Origin of the sequence: Persicimonas caeni, assembly GCF_006517175.1 — a bacterium.
In the GTDB taxonomy this organism is placed as follows: Bacteria; Myxococcota_A; Bradymonadia; order Bradymonadales; family Bradymonadaceae; genus Persicimonas; species Persicimonas caeni.
On the sequence record NZ_CP041186.1, the window covers coordinates 1629928 to 1646713 of the forward strand.

The following is a 16786-nucleotide window of genomic DNA, read 5'->3' on the forward strand; positions in this document are numbered from 1 at the left end:
GGGTTAAAGCAAGTTCCGTTCCGTTCGTCTTCTAACGCCCGTCAAACAGGCGCAGGAGTGAAGTTCGCCGGCCTCACCGAGGCTATTTCTTCTCGTAGGTCAGGCTGTACTCGAGGGGGCGTGGCAACTGACCGCTCTCGAGTCGAACGCGCATCAAGATTGTCTTGCCGCTGGGGGTCAGCGTCATTTTGTTGGTGCGCGTACCATCCTCGCTGACGAACGTCTGGGTCAGCGTGCGACCGTCGAGATTCTGACGCAGCGCGTACTTCGAGCCGTCGGAGGCCGTGTACGTGGTCTTTTCGTTGCCCACCGGCGACTTGTAGACCGGCCGATCGTCGCACTCGACGGCGATGTCGTCGCCGGGAAATGACACCTCGAGGGTGGCGCACGGCACCGTCTTGGCCTCGAGCTTATCGTCCGCCCAGGGCCGCTTGTAGAACGCCATCTCCTCGACGATCCGGTCGATGGAGCGGTTGATCTTTTTGCGCGCGGCGTCCTTGCCGTTTTCGACCCCGTACGTCCCGCTGAACTCCTCCTGGACCTTCTCTTTGTCGTCTGTGCCCTGACCGACGGCCGTCGGCAGAGAAACCATCAGGGACATAGCTGCGGCGATTGCCAAGCTCGTCCAAAGTTTGCCCTTCATAACTACACCTCGCTGCCTAGTTGAGTGCGCCGATGGTGGATGCATCGACACACGCGATCGAGCGTGCTCACCCTAAAAATGCCCACCGACGCACGCACAGCAATCGTTTGACGGATGCGACAGCCGTTCGAGCTTTAAGAAGTAGAACCACTACGACCTCATTGGATGTACTCGAGCAGCGGGCGATTCATGCCGCGCCGAACCATTATTCGCTATGTCGTCCTGAGCGCCGTGAGCGCGGCGCTGGTGCTGTGCGCCCCGCCGGTGCGGGCAGACGAGGGCTATTTTGCCGCCGGCGAGACCGGGGTGTCCTACCTGGGTGAGTGGGCCTCGGGGAGCCTGACGCCGGGCACGGCCGCCGTGGGCGTTCGCGCCGGCTACCGTTGGGAGTCGTGGGACGTCTTCGGCGTCGCCGACCAGGTCTTTTGGTTCGATCCCGAGCTCGGCGGCGCGGCCGATCCGATCCTGAATATCGGCGCCGGCGTGGGGCTGCGTCATATCGGCGGGCATGTGCGCTCGTCGGTGACCCTCGGCACGTCGACCCTGCTCTTCGACACCCGATTGACCCAGGCGGGCAAAGTGGGCGCCTTTATCGAGGTCCAACCGGCGGGGTTCCGCCTGCCGGTGGCCGACCGCTGGAATCTGGAGTTCCACCCGCTCGGGTTTGTGCTCTCGAGTCCGGTGCTCACCGAAATCCCGCTCTTCAATGCGTCGTATCGGACGAGTTTGGCGGTGGAGGCGACGTTTTGAGTGATTGGCGTGACGATGCTTCTTTCGAAAATGGCGCCGCCCCTCGGCCTCGCGGACTGCGCTCGGCATCTCCCCTTCGCCCGAGGGGCGTGGGGAGAGGACTTGCCTTCTTGGCTCTGGTGGGCCTGCTGATCGTGTCCGCCTTGCCGGGGGCGCAGGCGGCGCAGCCTGACGACCATCAAGACCACCAAGACCACCAAGACCAGCAAGACCAGCAGAACCAGCAAGACCAGCAGAACCAGCAAGACCAGCAGAACCAGCAAGACCAACACGGCGAATGGTGGGCCCAACTCGACGCCAACGTCGCCCTGCTCAACGGCATCCCCGGGCGCAACATGCTGCCCAACGAGTTCGGCTACGGAGCGCGGCTGGGCCACCGTTGGGAGCGCTGGGGCGTCGTTGGCCAGCTCACCCACAACCTGTGGGTCCCCAATCGAGAGGGCTGGACCGTCAAGCCGGGCGTGCTCAACGCCGGCCTCGGCGTCGAACACCTGCTCTTCGATAACCGCGTGCGCATCAGCGCCGCGGCCGGCACCTCCACCCTGGTCTTCGAGACGGTGCTCGACGCCGCCGGCACCACTGGCTTTTTCGTGGACGTACGCCCGGCGGGGCTTCGCTGGAACATCACCGACAGGCTGCGCCTGGAGTGGGACCCGATCACCTTCAGCCTGTCGCAGCCCGCGCTCGACGAGCCGACGCTCGACCAGACCGAATTCAAGACCGTCTTTGTCATCGAGGTAGGATTGTGATGTTGCGGTGCGACCAAAGAATCGAGCGACTGGCGTGGATTGTGGGCCTCGTGGTGGCGCTCAACATGGTGTCTGACACCGTGTGGGCCTGGGAGATCGAGACCGGGTTTTCGGACGCGTGTCACGAGTCGATGTCCGGCGAAGTCGCCGCGCACACCATCGTGGGAGCGGACGCTTTCGGGGAGACGGAGGCGGGGCTGGCAGTCGATCAAGAGGTGCCACTGCCGGACAGCGACAAGTGGAACAAGCTGTCGGATCTGTTGCTGGAAGGCGTCGACGTCGAGGTCGACTCGCGGCGAGAAAAGTTCGTGATCACAAGCCTGGTCCTCGGCTCGCGCTATCCCGACTCGGGGGGCACGGCCGTGGTCAACTTGTCGTCGAGTCGCGAACTGCACGTCTACTCGGTCGATCAACAAAAACACTGCCTGCGCCGCGCGCAAGATGACGGCCCCAAAGGAAACGCCAGCGCCCTCGAGGCCACCCGCGCACACATCACCGAGTTGGTCGAGCGTGCGCGACGCGCCAGTCGGCGCCCGCCCGGCGAGCAGCTCATCGTCCGCGAGACCTTTGTCGAATTGTACGGCGCGGTCGACATCGAGGTGTGGGCGCCTGCGTTCTGGGCCGGCTCGGCGCTGCACACCTTCCAGGATTGCTTCTCGCACACCATCCGCACCGACGACCTCGAGCGCGTGCTGCACGTGCTCAACTACACCGAGGCGATCACCGAGCAGCACGAGCCGGCGCGCGACGGCCTCGCCCACTCGACCGCCATGGACGCGTGCAAAGGCGACGCCGAGCAGATCGCCGACGTGACCCGCCTGGCGACCGCGCAGTTTCTGGCCGCCTTCGTCGACGAGGTCTACGAGCGCGACCGCGACGCGATGCAGGCGGTGCTTCGCGACTGGACCACCTACCAGCCGGGATGCACCGTCGAGAACGATATCTGCGAGTCGAAGTGGCTCGACATCGCCCAGAAGGGCAAAGCCGCGCCGCTGGTGAACACGCCGAGCTGCTCGACGTCGGGCGGACGCGGCCAGCGATGGGGAGTGTGGATGGCCTTCTTGCTGCTGATTGCCTACGCGAGGAGTTCCTTGACGAACTCGCGCAACAAGTGACTGGCGTGCGGGCTGGGCCGGTGCATTTGCAACGCCTTTTCTTCGGCCTGCTCGCGTGAGATCGCTGCGGCTTCGTAATTTTGAAGATACGCGATGTAGCGCTCGATATTGTCCTGGGCGCACAGCTCCGGGTGGAACTGCGTGGCCACGATGGGCGCATCCTGAAAGCGCACCGCCTGGTGCGGGCAGCGCTCCGAGCGCGCCAAGAGCACCAACTCGTCGGGCAACTCGGTGGCCGAGTCGTTGTGGCCAAATTGGGCATCGAAGGTGTCGGGATGCGCCCCGAAGATCGGATCGCGACGGCCGGCGTCGGTCAACGTCACCTCATAGGTGCCCAGCTTGGACATGTGCGACACTGTCTCGACCGTGCCGCCGAAGGCTTGCACCAGCGCCTGAAACCCGAAACAGGAGGCGAACATCGGCATGCGCTTTCGAGCCACCGCGCGCATCAACTCGAGCATTGACTCGTGCCAATCGAAACCTCCCTCGACCACCGAATATTCGCCGGCGCCGCCCACCATCACCGCGTCGGGCCCCTCCAGCAACTCGCTGCTCAAGTCTGCCTCGGCCATATTGACCGACACGAAGGCGTCGGGGCTCAACTCGCAGCGCTCGGCAAAGCAGCGAAGCTCGTGGTCGAGCATCGGATCTCCGGGCTCGCGCGCCTGAAACAACAAAATCTTTGGGGTACGACCGCTCACTTGTGCTCCTGGTCCTCATCATCAAATCGGCACTCGGCGTGCTCGATACCAATGGCAGCGCCCAATATTGGCACGCCGTCGGCCAAACGCAAAGAAGCCGCCCCCGTCGCCATGCTCGGCGGCGACAGGGGCGGCTCGGTAATCGGGTCGGTCTGTTCAGAACTGCGTTGGTCTGTTCAGAACTGCGTTGGCCTGTTCAGAACTGCGTTGGTCAGAAGAAGCTCAGGTCCGGATGACGCGATAGCGCGCTTTGGCGAAGCAGAACACGCCGTAGGCCGCCAGCCCCAGCGCCACCGCGCCCATCAGCCAGCTGCCGTAGGGTTGCTGGAGCAGCGTGGCCAGCGTCTCCTGCAGTCCCATGGCTTGCTGCGGGTTGTGCTGGACGGCAGCGACGATGAGAAAGGCGCCGATCATCAAAAAGACCACCGCGCGCGCCCACAGACCGACCTGCCCCAAGATCTTGATGCCTCGTCGCTCTTTGGGGCTGATCTCGGACTCATCGAGGCTCTCCAGAAACTTGAGCTCTTTGCCTCGCCAGGCTTGCACCAGTCCGTAGATGCCGATGATGCCGCCGGCCGCGCCGACCATCCATTCGCCGCCGGGCCACTGCATGACCTTGGCCGACCACGTGGTCGCCTTGCCTTGGCCCCCCGAGCCACTGGCAGTGCCCTGGGAGAGTCGCGCGGCGTAGACGCCCAAACCGCCGTAGATCAAGCCACTGATGAATTTCGCGCCGCGCTTGGCCAACGCCTTGGCGTCGGTGCCCTCGGCTTCGGGGTCGACGAAGGCCTGAATCATGGCCCACCCGGCGTAGGCGAATAAGCCGACGGCCAACACGATCATGAGAAACTGGCCGAACGGCTCGTTGGCCAAGGAGGCCAGCGCCCCCTTCGAGCCGGTGGTCTTCCCGCCATAGCCGAACGCCGCCATGGCAGACAACACTCCGGCGGCGATGTAGACGAATCCTTTGGCCGCGTAGCCCACCCGTGCCATCGGCTCGGCCCAGTCGGCCGCTTCGTCTCCGGCACGTCGGGCCGCTCGTTTTCCACGTTGTACATTCTTGTCTATATGCTCTGACATCGGATACCTCCGGTAATCCAGCAAATCGAGCACTTCCACCGATGCCAGCTGCAGTCAGAGCCACAGCGACACCGGCCCTCGTCATTAAACCTGCTCACGGCGCTCCCGAGGACCATGCGATATAGAAGAGGCCGCGGCCCGAAGGGGGCCGCGGCCTTGCTTCCGTCAACGCCTCAAGGGCGTCGACGGATCACGCCTATGGCGCTTCGTAGACGCGATTACTGATTGTCGCGATGGGCCTGGTGGTTGCCACCACGCAGAGTGCTCGAGACGTCGAGCACCAACTCGTCGTCGGCGTCGTAGATCCGAATGCTGAACAGATCGTTGCGCCCCGGCTCGCCGGCATCGGTAAACGTCCACTCGGCGCGCGCGCCCGACTCGCCGTTGTAGCGACCCATGCCTTCACCGGTGAGCGTGTCGAAGCCGGCCATCGGCTGGCCTTCGTCGATCGTCGGATCATCCGAGCACATCACCGAGGTGAGCGACTCGAGATGGAAGCGGTTGCCCCGTCCCCAGTTGACCTGCAGGTTGTCCGAGGGTCCCTCGAGGTCGCAGTGCAGCTGGAAGCCGTGGGTGACCCGCAGGCCATTGACCACGATGTTGCCGCCACCGGTCATCCGACCTTCGATCTCGTCGTCATCATCATCGTCGTCTCCCACGTCCGGGAAGCCGGCGTCGTCGTCATCATCGTCGTCGTCTCCCACATCGGGCTTGCCGACGTCCGGGAAGCCGGCGTCGTCGTCATCATCGTCGTCGTCTCCCACATCGGGCTTGCCGACGTCCGGGAAGCCGGCGTCGTCGTCATCGTCGTCTCCCACGTCCGGGAAGCCGGCGTCGTCGTCATCGTCGTCTCCCACGTCCGGAATGCCGGCGTCGTCGTCATCGTCGTCTCCCACGTCCGGGAAGCCGGCGTCGTCGTCATCGTCGTCGTCATCGTCATCGTCGTCGCCGGGCGGAGGCGTCGGCGGTTGGGGACCGGGCACACAGATATTGGTCAGGCACTCGTCACAACCGACGTCAGCTGCGGTCACCGGCTCTTCGGGGCAGGTCTGCGAGTTGTCCCCGGTGACCACGTCGCCACCGATGGTGTCGATGTCGGCGACCAAGTCGTCGATGGTGCACTGGGCGAGGCTGAAGTTAAACAGCGCGACGAAGTCGCCGGCGACCGTCTCCAGGCACGACAGGTCCAGGTGGGCCAGCTGCGGGTTACGCTCCAAGACGACGTCGCCCCACACGGTGGTCAGCACCGGGGCGGCCACGCTTCTCAAGCCCCCGTTGAAGTGCACTTTGAAGTCGCCGTTGACCACGACCAGGTTGGGCAGGCACAGGCATTCGAGCCCATCGGAGTGCTCGAAGATGAACGTGCCCATCACGCAAGTCAGCCGCGGCAGTTCGAGGTTGGTCAACGCGTCGACGCCGGCAAAGATGACGTCATCGCCCACGCCCAGAAGCCACGGAAAACTGGCCGACTCGAGCGCCGGGTTGTTGAACACGTGCAGGTAGCCGGACACGTGGCGCAGGTTGGCGAATTCGATCGTCTCGAGCGCGGTGTTGCCCTCGAGCACCAGGCCTTCGCCGGTCTCCTCGAGGTTGGGCAGGCTCACTGACACCAGGGCGGTGTTGTCGGCGATGCCGATAAAACCGCCGGTGCTTCGAAGCCCGCTCAGCGCGCTCAAGTCGGTGATATCGTCGGTTTCTTGGACGAACAGGTGACGCTCCACGCGGAAGCAGTCGAGTCCGGCGAATTGCTGAAGATCGGCCTGCGAGTTGATGTTGACCGTATCCTCGAAGAGCTGACACTGGCCGTCTTCGGCACCATTGGTTTGCCCACCCGAGGCGGTGGCGCTCTCGGGCACCGGTCCGTCGTCTCCGGCCTGACCACACGCAGTCACGCCTGCTACCATCAGCGACAGAAACGCCGTGGCCAAGAGTCTCGCAAAGGTATTTGGTCTTCTGCTCATGGTTCTCCCCCATGTGTGAAACCAACAAACGAGCAACCTGGTCACCACCGCAGACTCCGATGCACAGGTTCTCACGAAATGCCACCAAACCTCTGACATTTCACTACTTTTCGTTGCCGCAACAGAGAACCTAAGTGGGTCGCAGAAGTTGAGAAGTAAAAAGAGCGAGAGCCAAAACCCACCAAACACAGCCACTTCCGACGCTTAAGCAAAACGCAACAAAAAAAGGCCGCGGCTCCCGAAGAGCCGCGGCCTCGAAGCGCACCGCGCAGTCAGTCGCGCTCGAGGCGACTGCGTCGGCTGCGATTCGTCGGAACGTGCGCCGTTACAGGGGGCACGGGTATTGGTTGTTGATGGCATCGAGCTCGTCTTTGAGATCGAGCATGTCGCTGCGCTCCCCGGACGCCAGCGCGGCGTTGACCTTGGAGACGATCTCCGCCTCGGTCAGGGGGTAATCGAGCGCGCAGGCGTTGAGCAAGGCGGCGACCGCGTGGTGGAGCAAGAGTCCGGCGGCGTCGACCTCGCTCGGGCCACCGCTAAGGCTGAGTGCGGCCTCCAAGCTGATGCCGGACAGCGACGTGTAGATCGACAGGTCGAAGACCGAGCCGAGCGTCGCGCCGGGCGAGTAACCACACCAGTCGTTCAGGTGGTTCTTCCAGTAGCCGGGCGTGCACCCCTGGAAACCGTCACCGACGTCGTCATCGTCGTCGCCCACGTCGGGCATGCCGGCGTCATCGTCGTCGCCCACGTCGGGCATACCGGCGTCATCGTCGTCATCGTCGTCGCCGGCGTCGGGCGTATCGTCGTCATCGTCGTCGCCCGGAGTCGGCTGCTCGGCCGGCACGCAGATATTGGTCATGCAGTCGTCACAGCCGACGTCGGCTGCGGTCACCGGCTCTTCGGGGCAGGTCTGCGAGTTGTCGCCCGCGACCACGTCACCGCCGATGGTGTCGATGTCGGCAACCAGCTCGTCGATGGTGCACTGGGCCAGGCTGAAGTTATGCAGCGCGATGAAGTCGCCCTGGACCGTCTCCAGGCACGCCATGTCGAGGTGGGCCAGCTGCGGGTTTCGCTCCAGCTCCACGTCGCCCCACACGGTGGTCAGCACCGGTGCAGACAGGCTCTCGAGGCCGCCGTTGAAGTGCACTTTGAAGTCGCCGTTGACCACGACCAGGTTGGGCAGGCACAGGCATTCGAGCCCGTCGGAGTGCTCGTAGATGAACGTACCCATCACGCAGCTCAGCCGCGGCAAATCGAGGTTGGTCATGGCGTCGACGCCGGCAAAAATGACGTCGTCGCCCACGCCCAGAAGCCACGGAAAGCTGGCCGACTCGAGCGCAGGGTTGTCGAACACGTGCAGGTAGCCGGACACGTGGCGCAGGCTGGCGAATTCGATGGTCTCGAGCGCGGTGTTCCCCTCGAGCACCAGGCCTTCACCGGTCTCCTGGAGGTTGGGAAGGCTGGCCGACACCAGGGCGGTGTTGTCGGCGATACCGATAAAGCCGCCGGTGCTTCGAAGCCCGCTCAGCGCGCTCAGGTCGGTGATGTCGTCGGTCTCTTGGACAAACAAGTGGCGTTCGACGGTGAAGCAATCGAGGTCGGCAAAGCGCTGCAGATCGCCCTGGTTGTCGATATTGACCGTGCCTTGGATGACCTGGCACTGGCCGTTGCTCCCGCCGCCGGCGGTCTGCCCGGAAGTGGAGGTCGCGCTCTCGGGGACCGGCCCATCATCGCCAGCCTGCCCGCATGCGCTCACCCCGGCCACCATCAGCGACAGCGCCGCCGTGGTCAGTAACTTAGTCAAACTACTCGCTGTTCCTCTCATCATACGTCCCCCAGAAGCCGGCGACGGCTCCAGCGCCCCGTCCGTAACGGGCACAACGCTACACCCACCGGTCTTCCTCAGTGAGAAAAATCGAATCGACTCACGCCCCGCATCGTGCATAGATGCATCCGGGTGCCGGGCGTGGACATGTCGCTAAATGTGCGACATCCCCCTACGTTTCGATGCTGCAATTCCGAAACTAAGAGGATATTCGAGGTTGAAAAGGGGATAATTGAGAGGAATGGAAACCCGTGCGTTGTCAGCCACTTGCAGAATTGACTGTTACACGCCGGCTATCGGATCGTCTTTCAACCTTTTTAGCCGGAAGGGCTCGCGTTCGAAGCGGTAGTTGGGAGACTGCGGGCTCAAGTATCAGACTCGGACGAGCCGGTAGAGAGGTCGAGGGCGACCTTGACGAGCAGCAGCACCAACGCCGTTCCGTGAAAAAAGACGTCGAAGATGTCGAGGGGGCGGGTCAGCTGGCCGTCGGCGAGCATGTTGAACTTCTCCCACAGGTGCGGCTCGGCCCCTGCCGGCCACGGCGCCAACGCGGTGAGCGCAGCCAAGGGCACCAACCAACGGTAGGAGAGTTCTTCGAAAAAGGCGCGTATGCGGCTGGAGGATTCACTCGCCATGACGGTTGCTCGGCGCAGACGTGGTGTGCACCTTCGATGGACGAGAGTGCACCATGACTTTGACAGTTAAGAGGCCGTCGATGGGAACGCACGAAACAGAAGAAGCCGCTCGCCTCATCCAACGACACTCCGAGCGCGCCGACTTTCGCGGCGGCGCCTCCGATCACGAGATCGCCCGCGCCGAAGACCGGCTCGGGGTGAAGTTTCCGCCCAGCTACCGACGCTTTCTGGAAGATCTCGGGGCCGGCCAGTTCGGCGACCAGACCTTCTTCGGGGTCATCGGCCCGGAGGTCGACAGCATGCTCGACGTCGTCAGCCGTACCCTAGACCAGCGTACCCACGGCAACCTGCCAACTACCCACGTCGTGGTCGCGCCGTACGGCAGCGAAGCCTTTTTTGGCTTCGATTGTGCCGATCGGCGCTACAACGAAGAGTGTCCGGTCGCAGAGTTTCCGCGGGACTACGGTGATACTCAAGAGCCCAACTATTTCGAGCTCGATTTTGGCAGCTTTTTGCTGGCGCGCATTCGCGATGAACTCGGCGAACGCGGCCAGTTTTTGCATCCCTGACTAGGGTGCCTTACTGCTGGAAGAATTCGGCGTTCTTCTCGGTGTAGTCTTCCCACTCCGAGGGGACGTCCCACTCTTCGAAGATCGCCTCGACCGGGCATTCCGGCTCACAGGCACCGCAATCGATGCAGATGTCCGGATCGATATACAGTTGGATGTTGGCCAGCCGCTCGTCGTCCCCGGCGGCTTGAATCTCGCGAATCTCGTCGACCGACAAGGGGCCGTGGATACAGTCGACGGGACAAACTTCCACACACGAGGTGTCACAGGTGCCCTGGCAGGGCTCGGCGATGACGAAGGTCATGATGGGTCTCCTTGCCAGCAAACAATCGGCGCGTCAAACAGCGCTGCGTTGACCGGATTGGTCGCACGCTTCTTACGCCCGCGGGACCGCATGCGTCAAGTCTCCGCGGCGAGTTCCTTACCGAACTGGTAGACACAGCACGGATCGCCGTCGAGGATATATTCGGTGCGTTCGACTTTGCGCCCGCTGAGCTTCTCGAGCAGTTGGATTTCGAGCCGGCACGGCAGGCGGGTGGCCGCCACCGCCGAGCGGTACGGACAGTTGCACACCTTGACCTGGGTGCCGTTGGTCTCGCCGTCCATCTCGGGCAGAAAGCCGCGGTCGCTCAGAAAGGCGCCCAGCGCGTCCATGCGCGCCTGCCAATTGCCGCCGGCGGCGTCGGCCTGAGCCATGACACGTTCGCTGTCCTGACGCCACCGCTGGCGAAAGAAGTCATCGACCAGGCCCAGGTGACCTTGCTGGATGAGATACTCCACCAGTTCGTGGAGCAACTCACCTTCGAGGCTGGGGTAAAACTCGCGTGCTTCTTCAGTCAGGCTGTACATGATCCGCGGGCGACCGCGGCCTTGGCGCTGCTGGCGCCGCTTGACCAACCCGTACTGCTCGAGCAATTGCAGGTGTTGTCGAATGGTCGTCTTGGCCAGGTCCAGCTCGTCAACTGCGTCGTCGACGGAGATTTCCCCCTCGACTTTCATCATGTCGATCAGCGCTGCTTTGGCCTCAGAGAGTAGGCTCTTCTTCATCAGCTGCTCCCAAGAGCGTATATGCGTACTGAGTCGCGCGTGCGACCCGACACTTGTGTTGGCCGTGTCCGACAAGCTATTTGACCGGACGGTTCGAGCACAAGCGCCCTAAAGTTGCTCATAAACTACACGAGCAGCGGGTCGAGGTGAAGGCGTTTGTTCAATACGCGTTGAAATAAGTTTCAGCAAAGCTCATGAACAGCTCGGAAAGCCTCGCTCAAACGGTTTTAGAGTAACTCCGCGGGCCGTCTTGACCCGCTTTGAGATAGCCGTCGAACTTCATCGCAATGTTACGAATAAATAACCTCCCCGTTTCAGTAATCTCGAGGCGGTCGGGATGGCGACGCACCAAGCCGTCTTCCTCGAGCTCGTCCAAGCTGGCGATGTCCTCGGCGAAATACGAGGCAAAGTCGATGTCCATCTGCTCGGACATCGCCGCGTAGTCGACCTGGGCGCGACACATAACCTCCATGATAGCCTGGCGGCGAATCTGGTCCTCCTCGGAGAGGATCACGCCGCGATAAGCGGGCCCCTGCCCCGCCTGAAGCGCCTGCCCGTAGTCGTCGAGACCTTTGTAATTTTGAAAATACATATCTTCGGACTGCGAGATGGCCGACATGCCATAGGCCATGATCTCGGTGCCGCCCCAGGTGCTGTAGCCTTGGAAATTGCGCTGCAGCTTGCCGGTGCGCTGGGCGACGGCGAGTTCGTCGTCGGGACGAGCGAAGTGATCCATGCCGATATAGACATAGCCTTCGGCACACAGCCGCTCGATGACCAGCTTGAGCAGTTGCAATTTGGTATCGGCCGAGGGAAGGCCCGTCTTCTCCAGGTGTTTTTGGGCGGGATTGACCCACGGCACGTGCGCATAGCTGTAGATCGCAAACCGGTCGGGGTCGAGTTCGAGCACATCGTCGATAGTGCGCTCGAACGACTCCAAGGTCTGGTGCGGCAGTCCGTAGATCAGGTCGACGTTGATCGAGTTGATCCCGGTGGCTCGAAGCCACGAGACCGTCTGGCGGTTCTGGTCCATCGGCTGGATGCGGTTGATCGCCTGCTGGACCTCAGGGTTGCTGTCTTGAATGCCCAGTGAGGCGCGGTTGAAACCGATCTCAGCCAGCGCTTTGGCCTTGGCCGGGTCGAATTCGCGCGGGTCGATCTCGACGCTGATCTCGGCGTGCCGGTCGAAGTCGAAGTGCTCGTGGATGCGCTCGCCGAGCAGGCGGATCTCGTCGGCACTCAAGAAGGTCGGGGTGCCCCCACCAAAGTGCATCTGCACGACCGGGCGCCCCGCGGTAATCTCGTCGCGCAACGACATCTCGCGCTCGAGCAACTCCAGATAGTCGCGACTCTTGCTGCGATCGCCGGTGATGACCTTGGTGCATGCGCAGTACCAGCACAGCCGTCGACAGAACGGCAGGTGGAAATACAGCGACATCGGCCGGCTGCGATCGAGTTGCTCGACGAGGCGCCGACGCACGGTGGCCGCGTCGACCTGTTCATCAAAATGCAACGCCGTGGGATACGACGTGTAGCGCGGGCCGGCGACGTTGTATTTTTTGAGCAGGTCGATATCGACGACGAATTGCTCACGATCGGTTTGAGTTTGGGCAGTCTGTTGGGACATCACTTCTCCAATGGGCGGATGCTGCAGGCCGGCAAAACCCGGCCACAAGTCTGACCCACACTTGTGATGCAAGAATGCGACCGAGAGTTCCAAATATACGTAATTTAAAGTGAATATACTGTATGCGCGCCCCAGCCGCGCGCAAAACCTGCGCATCAACTCGCCACCCACGCATATTTTGCGCACCGATCCTTCTCCGATCGCCAGCAGGGCCATATGGAACGCCCTTTGCTTAAAAGCCACCACAGGCGACGATAATCCCGTCGGCGCCGACTGCCCGGGCACGCCACCGACTCAATCGGAGCACTATGGACCCGCGTACGACCCATCGATGGTCCAAATATTGGATCTTAGCGCTCGGCTGCTTCGTGCTCGCCGCACTTGCAGGCACGGCGTTCCGCGTCGGCTTTACCACCGGCGCGCTGCCCTTCGAGCTGGCCTTCGACAACGTGCGTCGGGCTCACTCCCACCTGATGTTCTTCAGTTGGGTCACCCCAGCGTTGATGGCGCTGATGGTCTCGAGACTCGACCGGCGGTTGCGCGAAGGGTTCGGCCGCCCCATGGAGTGGGTGCTCGGCGCGAACCTGGTGCTCGGGCTTTGCAGCTTCCTTCCATTCGCCCTCGACGGCTACAAAACCACGGGCGTGCTCGGCGTCGAGATGCCGCTGTCGATCATCTTCTCGACCGCCTCGATGTTCGCCTGGTACGCGTTCGCCTGGTTGTATTGGAAGCGAACGCGCGCGCTCAGACGCGACACGACGCTGGCGCTGTGGGACGTCGCCGTGGTCGCCCTCGTGGTCAGCTCCATCGGCGCCTGGGCACGTGGGGCGCTGATGGGCATGGGGGTCGAAGACGTGTTCCTGACCGACGGGGCCGTGCACTTCTTCCTGGGCCTCTTCTCGGACGGCTGGCTGGGCATTGCCCTGTTGGGGCTGGTCCACGATCACCTCGGCGTCGAGATGAGGGGCAAACGTGGCTGGCTGACCTGGTTGATCGTCGCCGGGCTTCCGATCACGTTCTTGCTGGGAATGCGCTCGGCGATCGTACCGCACGAGTTGCGCCAAATGGCAGCCCTCGGCGGGTTGATGGTCGGGGTCGGCTTCGTGGGCCACACCGTAGTATTGTGGCGCGCGCGTCGTGCAAGAAGCGGATTGTGGCGGATGGTGCTCGTCTTTTTGGGCTTGAAAGGCCTCGCCCAGATGCTGTTTATTGTGCCCGCGGTGGCTGCCTGGGCCGAGACGGCCGGGCTGCGCATCATGTACCTGCACGTCCTCTTTCTGGGCGCCGTCAGCCTGGGCTTGGTCGAGTCGGCCAGGCGAACCTGGGGGAATGTGCGCCCGCGGCACAGCCGTTGGATGCAGGCGGCCGTGGTCGGCCTGCTGGTGACCATGCTGCCGACCACCGGCCTGTGGCCGCCGCAACTTCTGGGGGCGTATCGCCTCTGGATTGCCGCCGTGGGCAGTCTGCTGCCGATAGCCGCGGCCGTCTGGATCTTGGCGGCGCAACCCAAGCTATTGTCGACGCGCCCGAGGAACGCCCGTGCTCAACCAACTGACGAAAAAACTCGCCGGTCACCTCTGGACGATCACACCCACGGTGCGTCATCGCATCTTGCCGCGTCGAGCTCCGAAAGCTCGGGCGTGGTCCCACACTCTTGACGATCCTGCGGTGGGGCCGATCGAACTGCACGGCCTCTATCGGCGGCGGCCCGGCAGCGACACGCTGGTCACGATCGTCCACGGGTTGGGCGGGCACTGCGACAGCGCCTATGCCATCGACGCGGCCATCGCGGTCGAGCAGGCCGGCTTTTCCTGCTTGCGCCTCTGCCTTCGCGGCGCGCAGGGTAGCGGCGAAGACTTCTACCATGCCGGGCTGACCGACGATCTGCGCGCCGCGCTCTCCGACGCTGACTTCGAGCGCTACGATCATCTCCTGGTCATCGGATTCTCACTCGGCGGGCACGTCGCGCTGCGCACTGCGGTCGAAGGCGCCGACGCACGCCTGCGCGCGGTGGCTGCGGTCTGTCCGCCGCTCGATCTGGGGGCCGTGCAGCGGTGGCTCGACGCGCCGGCGCGCAAGGTCTACCGCGAATATATCCTGCGCGAGTTGCGCGACATGTACGCCCACGTCGACCGCCGCGGGCGCGCGCCCACCCCGCTGGAGCGGGTGCGCCAGGTGCGTACGCTGCGCGAGTGGGACGCCCTGACGGTGGCTCCGCGCTACGGCTTCGCGGGACCCGACGACTACTACCGTCAGATGAGCGTGGGCCCGCGTCTGGGCACGCTCCAGATCCCCGCGTTGCTGGTGGCCAGTCACCACGACCCGATGATTCCAGCCGGCAGCATCGAGCCCCTGGTGCGCCAGGCGCCCCAGCTCCTCGAGCTTTGCTGGGTCGACGACGGCGGTCATGTCTTTTTTCCCGCGGCACTCGACGCCGGGCTCGGCCAGGCCCGCGGAGTTGTTCCTCAGGCGCTGGAATGGCTTGTCACTCACCGGTGACAATCGCTGCCAAATCGCGAACCCGACCTTTTTAATCTGCAAACCACGTGTTAAACGTGCTAAACATGCCTCTCGAGACGTGTTCGTGACACGCATCTCGACGAAGCATTTCTGCATCTCAGGCACGGCACTTTGCCGCCGATGACTGCAACACAATCCGGTCCCAAGCAACGTTTGTAGGAAGCTCCCACCCACACGTACCGTCAAACACGCATTTTGTTACGTAAAGTCGACGGCACAAACAAGGGTCTTAGGTTTAGAGTGGCGACCTATTGAGGATGGACCGCGCTTTCTGCCGCGAGTTGAGCACCATGGCTGACACACGTGACGAAAAACCCAACCCGATCTCCTGCGGCCGGCGCCTTGTCGGCGGCAATATCCGGCGCTTGAGGCTCGAGCGTGATATGTCTCAGGAGGACCTTGCCTTCGAAGCAGGGATCAACCGCGCCTATCTGTCGACGGTCGAAAACGGCAAACGCAATATCTCCATCGACAATATTATCGCGGTCGCCAACGCTCTGACGGTGGATCCGCGCGAACTCCTTCGGCCCTTGGACCAGGCCAGCAAAGGCTGAGCGCCATTTCTGCACGACCTGTGAATGTGAGCCCGGCATCGTCGGTTATACGATGACGTTGGTTGACCTCGCGCCTCGAACACCGTAGCTAGCGAGGCATCACATTGCTTTTTGCATCAGGAGTGCCGATGACCGCCCAACCCCAACAAGATCACACCGTCCGCGCGATGACCGACAAAGACGGCTTTCGCGCCATCGCCATCCGCAGCACCGACACGGTGCGCCGAGCCATCGAAACTCAGGGGGTCAGCGGCGACGTGGCCCGCATGTATGCCGAGTTGTTGACCGGCGCCGTGCTCATCCGAGAGACGATGGCCCCCAAGATGCGCGTACAGGTGATCCTCAAGCGCACCGAGGGCGGCAGCATGGTCGCCGACTCGCATCCCGATGGCATGACCCGTGGGCTGGTCAATCTGCGCGGCAATACCCAGATCGAGTTGGGTGACAAAACCCACCTGCAGATCATCCGAGAGCTGCCCAATGGCGAGTTGCATCAAGGGGTCGTCGCCACCACACCCGAGCACGGGTTGTCGGCGTCGTTGACCACCTACATGCTTCGCTCCGAGCAGGTCGAGGGCGCCATCGGCGTGGGCTGCAAGCTCGACGGCGACGAGGTCGTCGCGGCCGGCGGCTACATCGTCCAGCATATGCCCAAAGCGGACCTGATGGCGCTCGTGCGCGTCACCGACCACCTCGAGCAGCTCGGCCACACCGAAGATTTGTTGGTGGAGGTCGACGCCGATCCGAAGGCCCTCCTCGACCGCATGCTCGAAGGCATCGACTACGACGTGCTCCAAGAGGACGAGGTCCACTTCGGCTGCAATTGCAGCAGCGAGCGCTTCCTGAGCTCGCTGGCAACGCTCGGCCGCTCCGACCTCGAAGAGCTCGTCGAAGACGACGAGCCCCTCGATATCACATGCGATTATTGCGCAGAGAAATACCGCATCAGCACCGTGCGCGTGCGCTCGTTGCTCGATGCGGTATAAATGTGGGGCGTGTGGGGCGAGCGC

At 63.1% G+C, this 16786-nt stretch carries 17 protein-coding genes; 8 read left to right on the plus strand and 9 right to left on the minus strand.

Annotated elements, in window-relative coordinates; all coding sequences use genetic code 11:
* Positions 1-82: 82 nt before the first annotated feature.
* Positions 83-643, minus strand: coding sequence for a hypothetical protein (locus tag FIV42_RS06005; RefSeq protein ID WP_141196797.1), 561 nt, complete (start codon positions 641-643; stop codon positions 83-85).
* A 189-nt stretch (positions 644-832) separates the two neighbouring features.
* Between FIV42_RS06005 and FIV42_RS06010 the strand changes: the two genes are divergently transcribed.
* The 3 genes from FIV42_RS06010 to FIV42_RS06020 all read left to right on the plus strand — a co-directional run bounded on the left by FIV42_RS06010 (position 833) and on the right by FIV42_RS06020 (position 3257).
* Positions 833-1393: a hypothetical protein gene (locus FIV42_RS06010; RefSeq protein WP_141196798.1), complete on the plus strand. Its 561-nt coding sequence runs from the start codon at positions 833-835 to the stop codon at positions 1391-1393.
* An 89-nt stretch (positions 1394-1482) separates the two neighbouring features.
* On the plus strand, positions 1483-2142 hold the full coding sequence (locus FIV42_RS06015) for a hypothetical protein (RefSeq protein WP_141196799.1): 660 nt from the start codon (positions 1483-1485) through the stop codon (positions 2140-2142).
* Entirely contained in the window at positions 2139-3257 is a 1119-nt protein-coding gene (locus FIV42_RS06020; RefSeq protein WP_141196800.1) for a hypothetical protein, read from the plus strand. Before FIV42_RS06015 ends, FIV42_RS06020 begins: the two co-directional genes overlap by 4 nt.
* On the opposite strand, the gene FIV42_RS06025 is transcribed toward FIV42_RS06020, so the two are convergent.
* From FIV42_RS06025 to FIV42_RS06045, 5 genes are all read right to left on the minus strand, one after another.
* Complete coding sequence (locus FIV42_RS06025) at positions 3218-3958, minus strand: type 1 glutamine amidotransferase (RefSeq protein WP_141196801.1); 741 nt, start codon at positions 3956-3958, stop codon at positions 3218-3220. The two genes, FIV42_RS06020 and FIV42_RS06025, sit on opposite strands and share 40 nt — an antisense overlap.
* Positions 3959-4180: 222 nt before the next feature.
* Positions 4181-5038, minus strand: a complete 858-nt coding sequence (locus FIV42_RS06030) for a DUF1206 domain-containing protein (RefSeq protein ID WP_141196802.1) — start codon at positions 5036-5038, stop codon at positions 4181-4183.
* Positions 5039-5256: 218 nt separating this feature from the next.
* Positions 5257-6999, minus strand: a complete 1743-nt coding sequence (locus FIV42_RS30030; protein ID WP_168210452.1) for a hypothetical protein — start codon at positions 6997-6999, stop codon at positions 5257-5259.
* Positions 7000-7324: 325 nt separating this feature from the next.
* Complete coding sequence (locus FIV42_RS06040) at positions 7325-8803, minus strand: hypothetical protein (RefSeq protein ID WP_141196803.1); 1479 nt, start codon at positions 8801-8803, stop codon at positions 7325-7327.
* A gap of 386 nt (positions 8804-9189) precedes the next feature.
* Positions 9190-9459, minus strand: a complete 270-nt coding sequence (locus tag FIV42_RS06045; RefSeq protein WP_141196804.1) for an RND transporter — start codon at positions 9457-9459, stop codon at positions 9190-9192.
* A gap of 80 nt (positions 9460-9539) precedes the next feature.
* Here FIV42_RS06045 and FIV42_RS06050 point away from each other — a divergent pair, with 80 nt between their 5' ends.
* The gene (locus FIV42_RS06050; protein ID WP_168210453.1) at positions 9540-10028 is read left to right on the plus strand and encodes an SMI1/KNR4 family protein; all 489 of its coding nucleotides are present in this window, start codon (positions 9540-9542) and stop codon (positions 10026-10028) included.
* Between the two features lie 10 nt (positions 10029-10038).
* Here FIV42_RS06050 and FIV42_RS06055 read toward each other — a convergent pair whose 3' ends face one another.
* The 3 genes from FIV42_RS06055 to hemN all read right to left on the minus strand — a co-directional run bounded on the left by FIV42_RS06055 (position 10039) and on the right by hemN (position 12702).
* Complete coding sequence (locus FIV42_RS06055; protein ID WP_141196806.1) at positions 10039-10332, minus strand: 4Fe-4S dicluster domain-containing protein; 294 nt, start codon at positions 10330-10332, stop codon at positions 10039-10041.
* A 95-nt stretch (positions 10333-10427) separates the two neighbouring features.
* Entirely contained in the window at positions 10428-11075 is a 648-nt protein-coding gene (locus FIV42_RS06060; protein ID WP_141196807.1) for a helix-turn-helix transcriptional regulator, read from the minus strand.
* 217 nt (positions 11076-11292) lie between these two features.
* Positions 11293-12702 carry an oxygen-independent coproporphyrinogen III oxidase gene (gene hemN / locus FIV42_RS06065; protein WP_141196808.1) on the minus strand — a complete coding sequence of 470 codons (1410 nt, stop codon included), beginning with the start codon at positions 12700-12702 and terminating at the stop codon, positions 11293-11295.
* Positions 12703-13010: 308 nt separating this feature from the next.
* Here hemN and FIV42_RS06070 point away from each other — a divergent pair, with 308 nt between their 5' ends.
* From FIV42_RS06070 to FIV42_RS06085, 4 genes are all read left to right on the plus strand, one after another.
* Positions 13011-14360: a hypothetical protein gene (locus FIV42_RS06070; RefSeq protein ID WP_141196809.1), complete on the plus strand. Its 1350-nt coding sequence runs from the start codon at positions 13011-13013 to the stop codon at positions 14358-14360.
* A 10-nt stretch (positions 14361-14370) separates the two neighbouring features.
* Positions 14371-15201 carry an alpha/beta fold hydrolase gene (locus tag FIV42_RS06075; RefSeq protein ID WP_168210454.1) on the plus strand — a complete coding sequence of 277 codons (831 nt, stop codon included), beginning with the start codon at positions 14371-14373 and terminating at the stop codon, positions 15199-15201.
* A gap of 311 nt (positions 15202-15512) precedes the next feature.
* Positions 15513-15776 (plus strand): helix-turn-helix domain-containing protein, encoded by a 264-nt coding sequence (locus FIV42_RS06080; RefSeq protein WP_141196811.1) that lies wholly within the window; start codon positions 15513-15515, stop codon positions 15774-15776.
* Between the two features lie 128 nt (positions 15777-15904).
* Positions 15905-16762, plus strand: a complete 858-nt coding sequence (locus tag FIV42_RS06085; RefSeq protein WP_141196812.1) for an Hsp33 family molecular chaperone HslO — start codon at positions 15905-15907, stop codon at positions 16760-16762.
* Positions 16763-16786 lie beyond the last annotated feature (24 nt).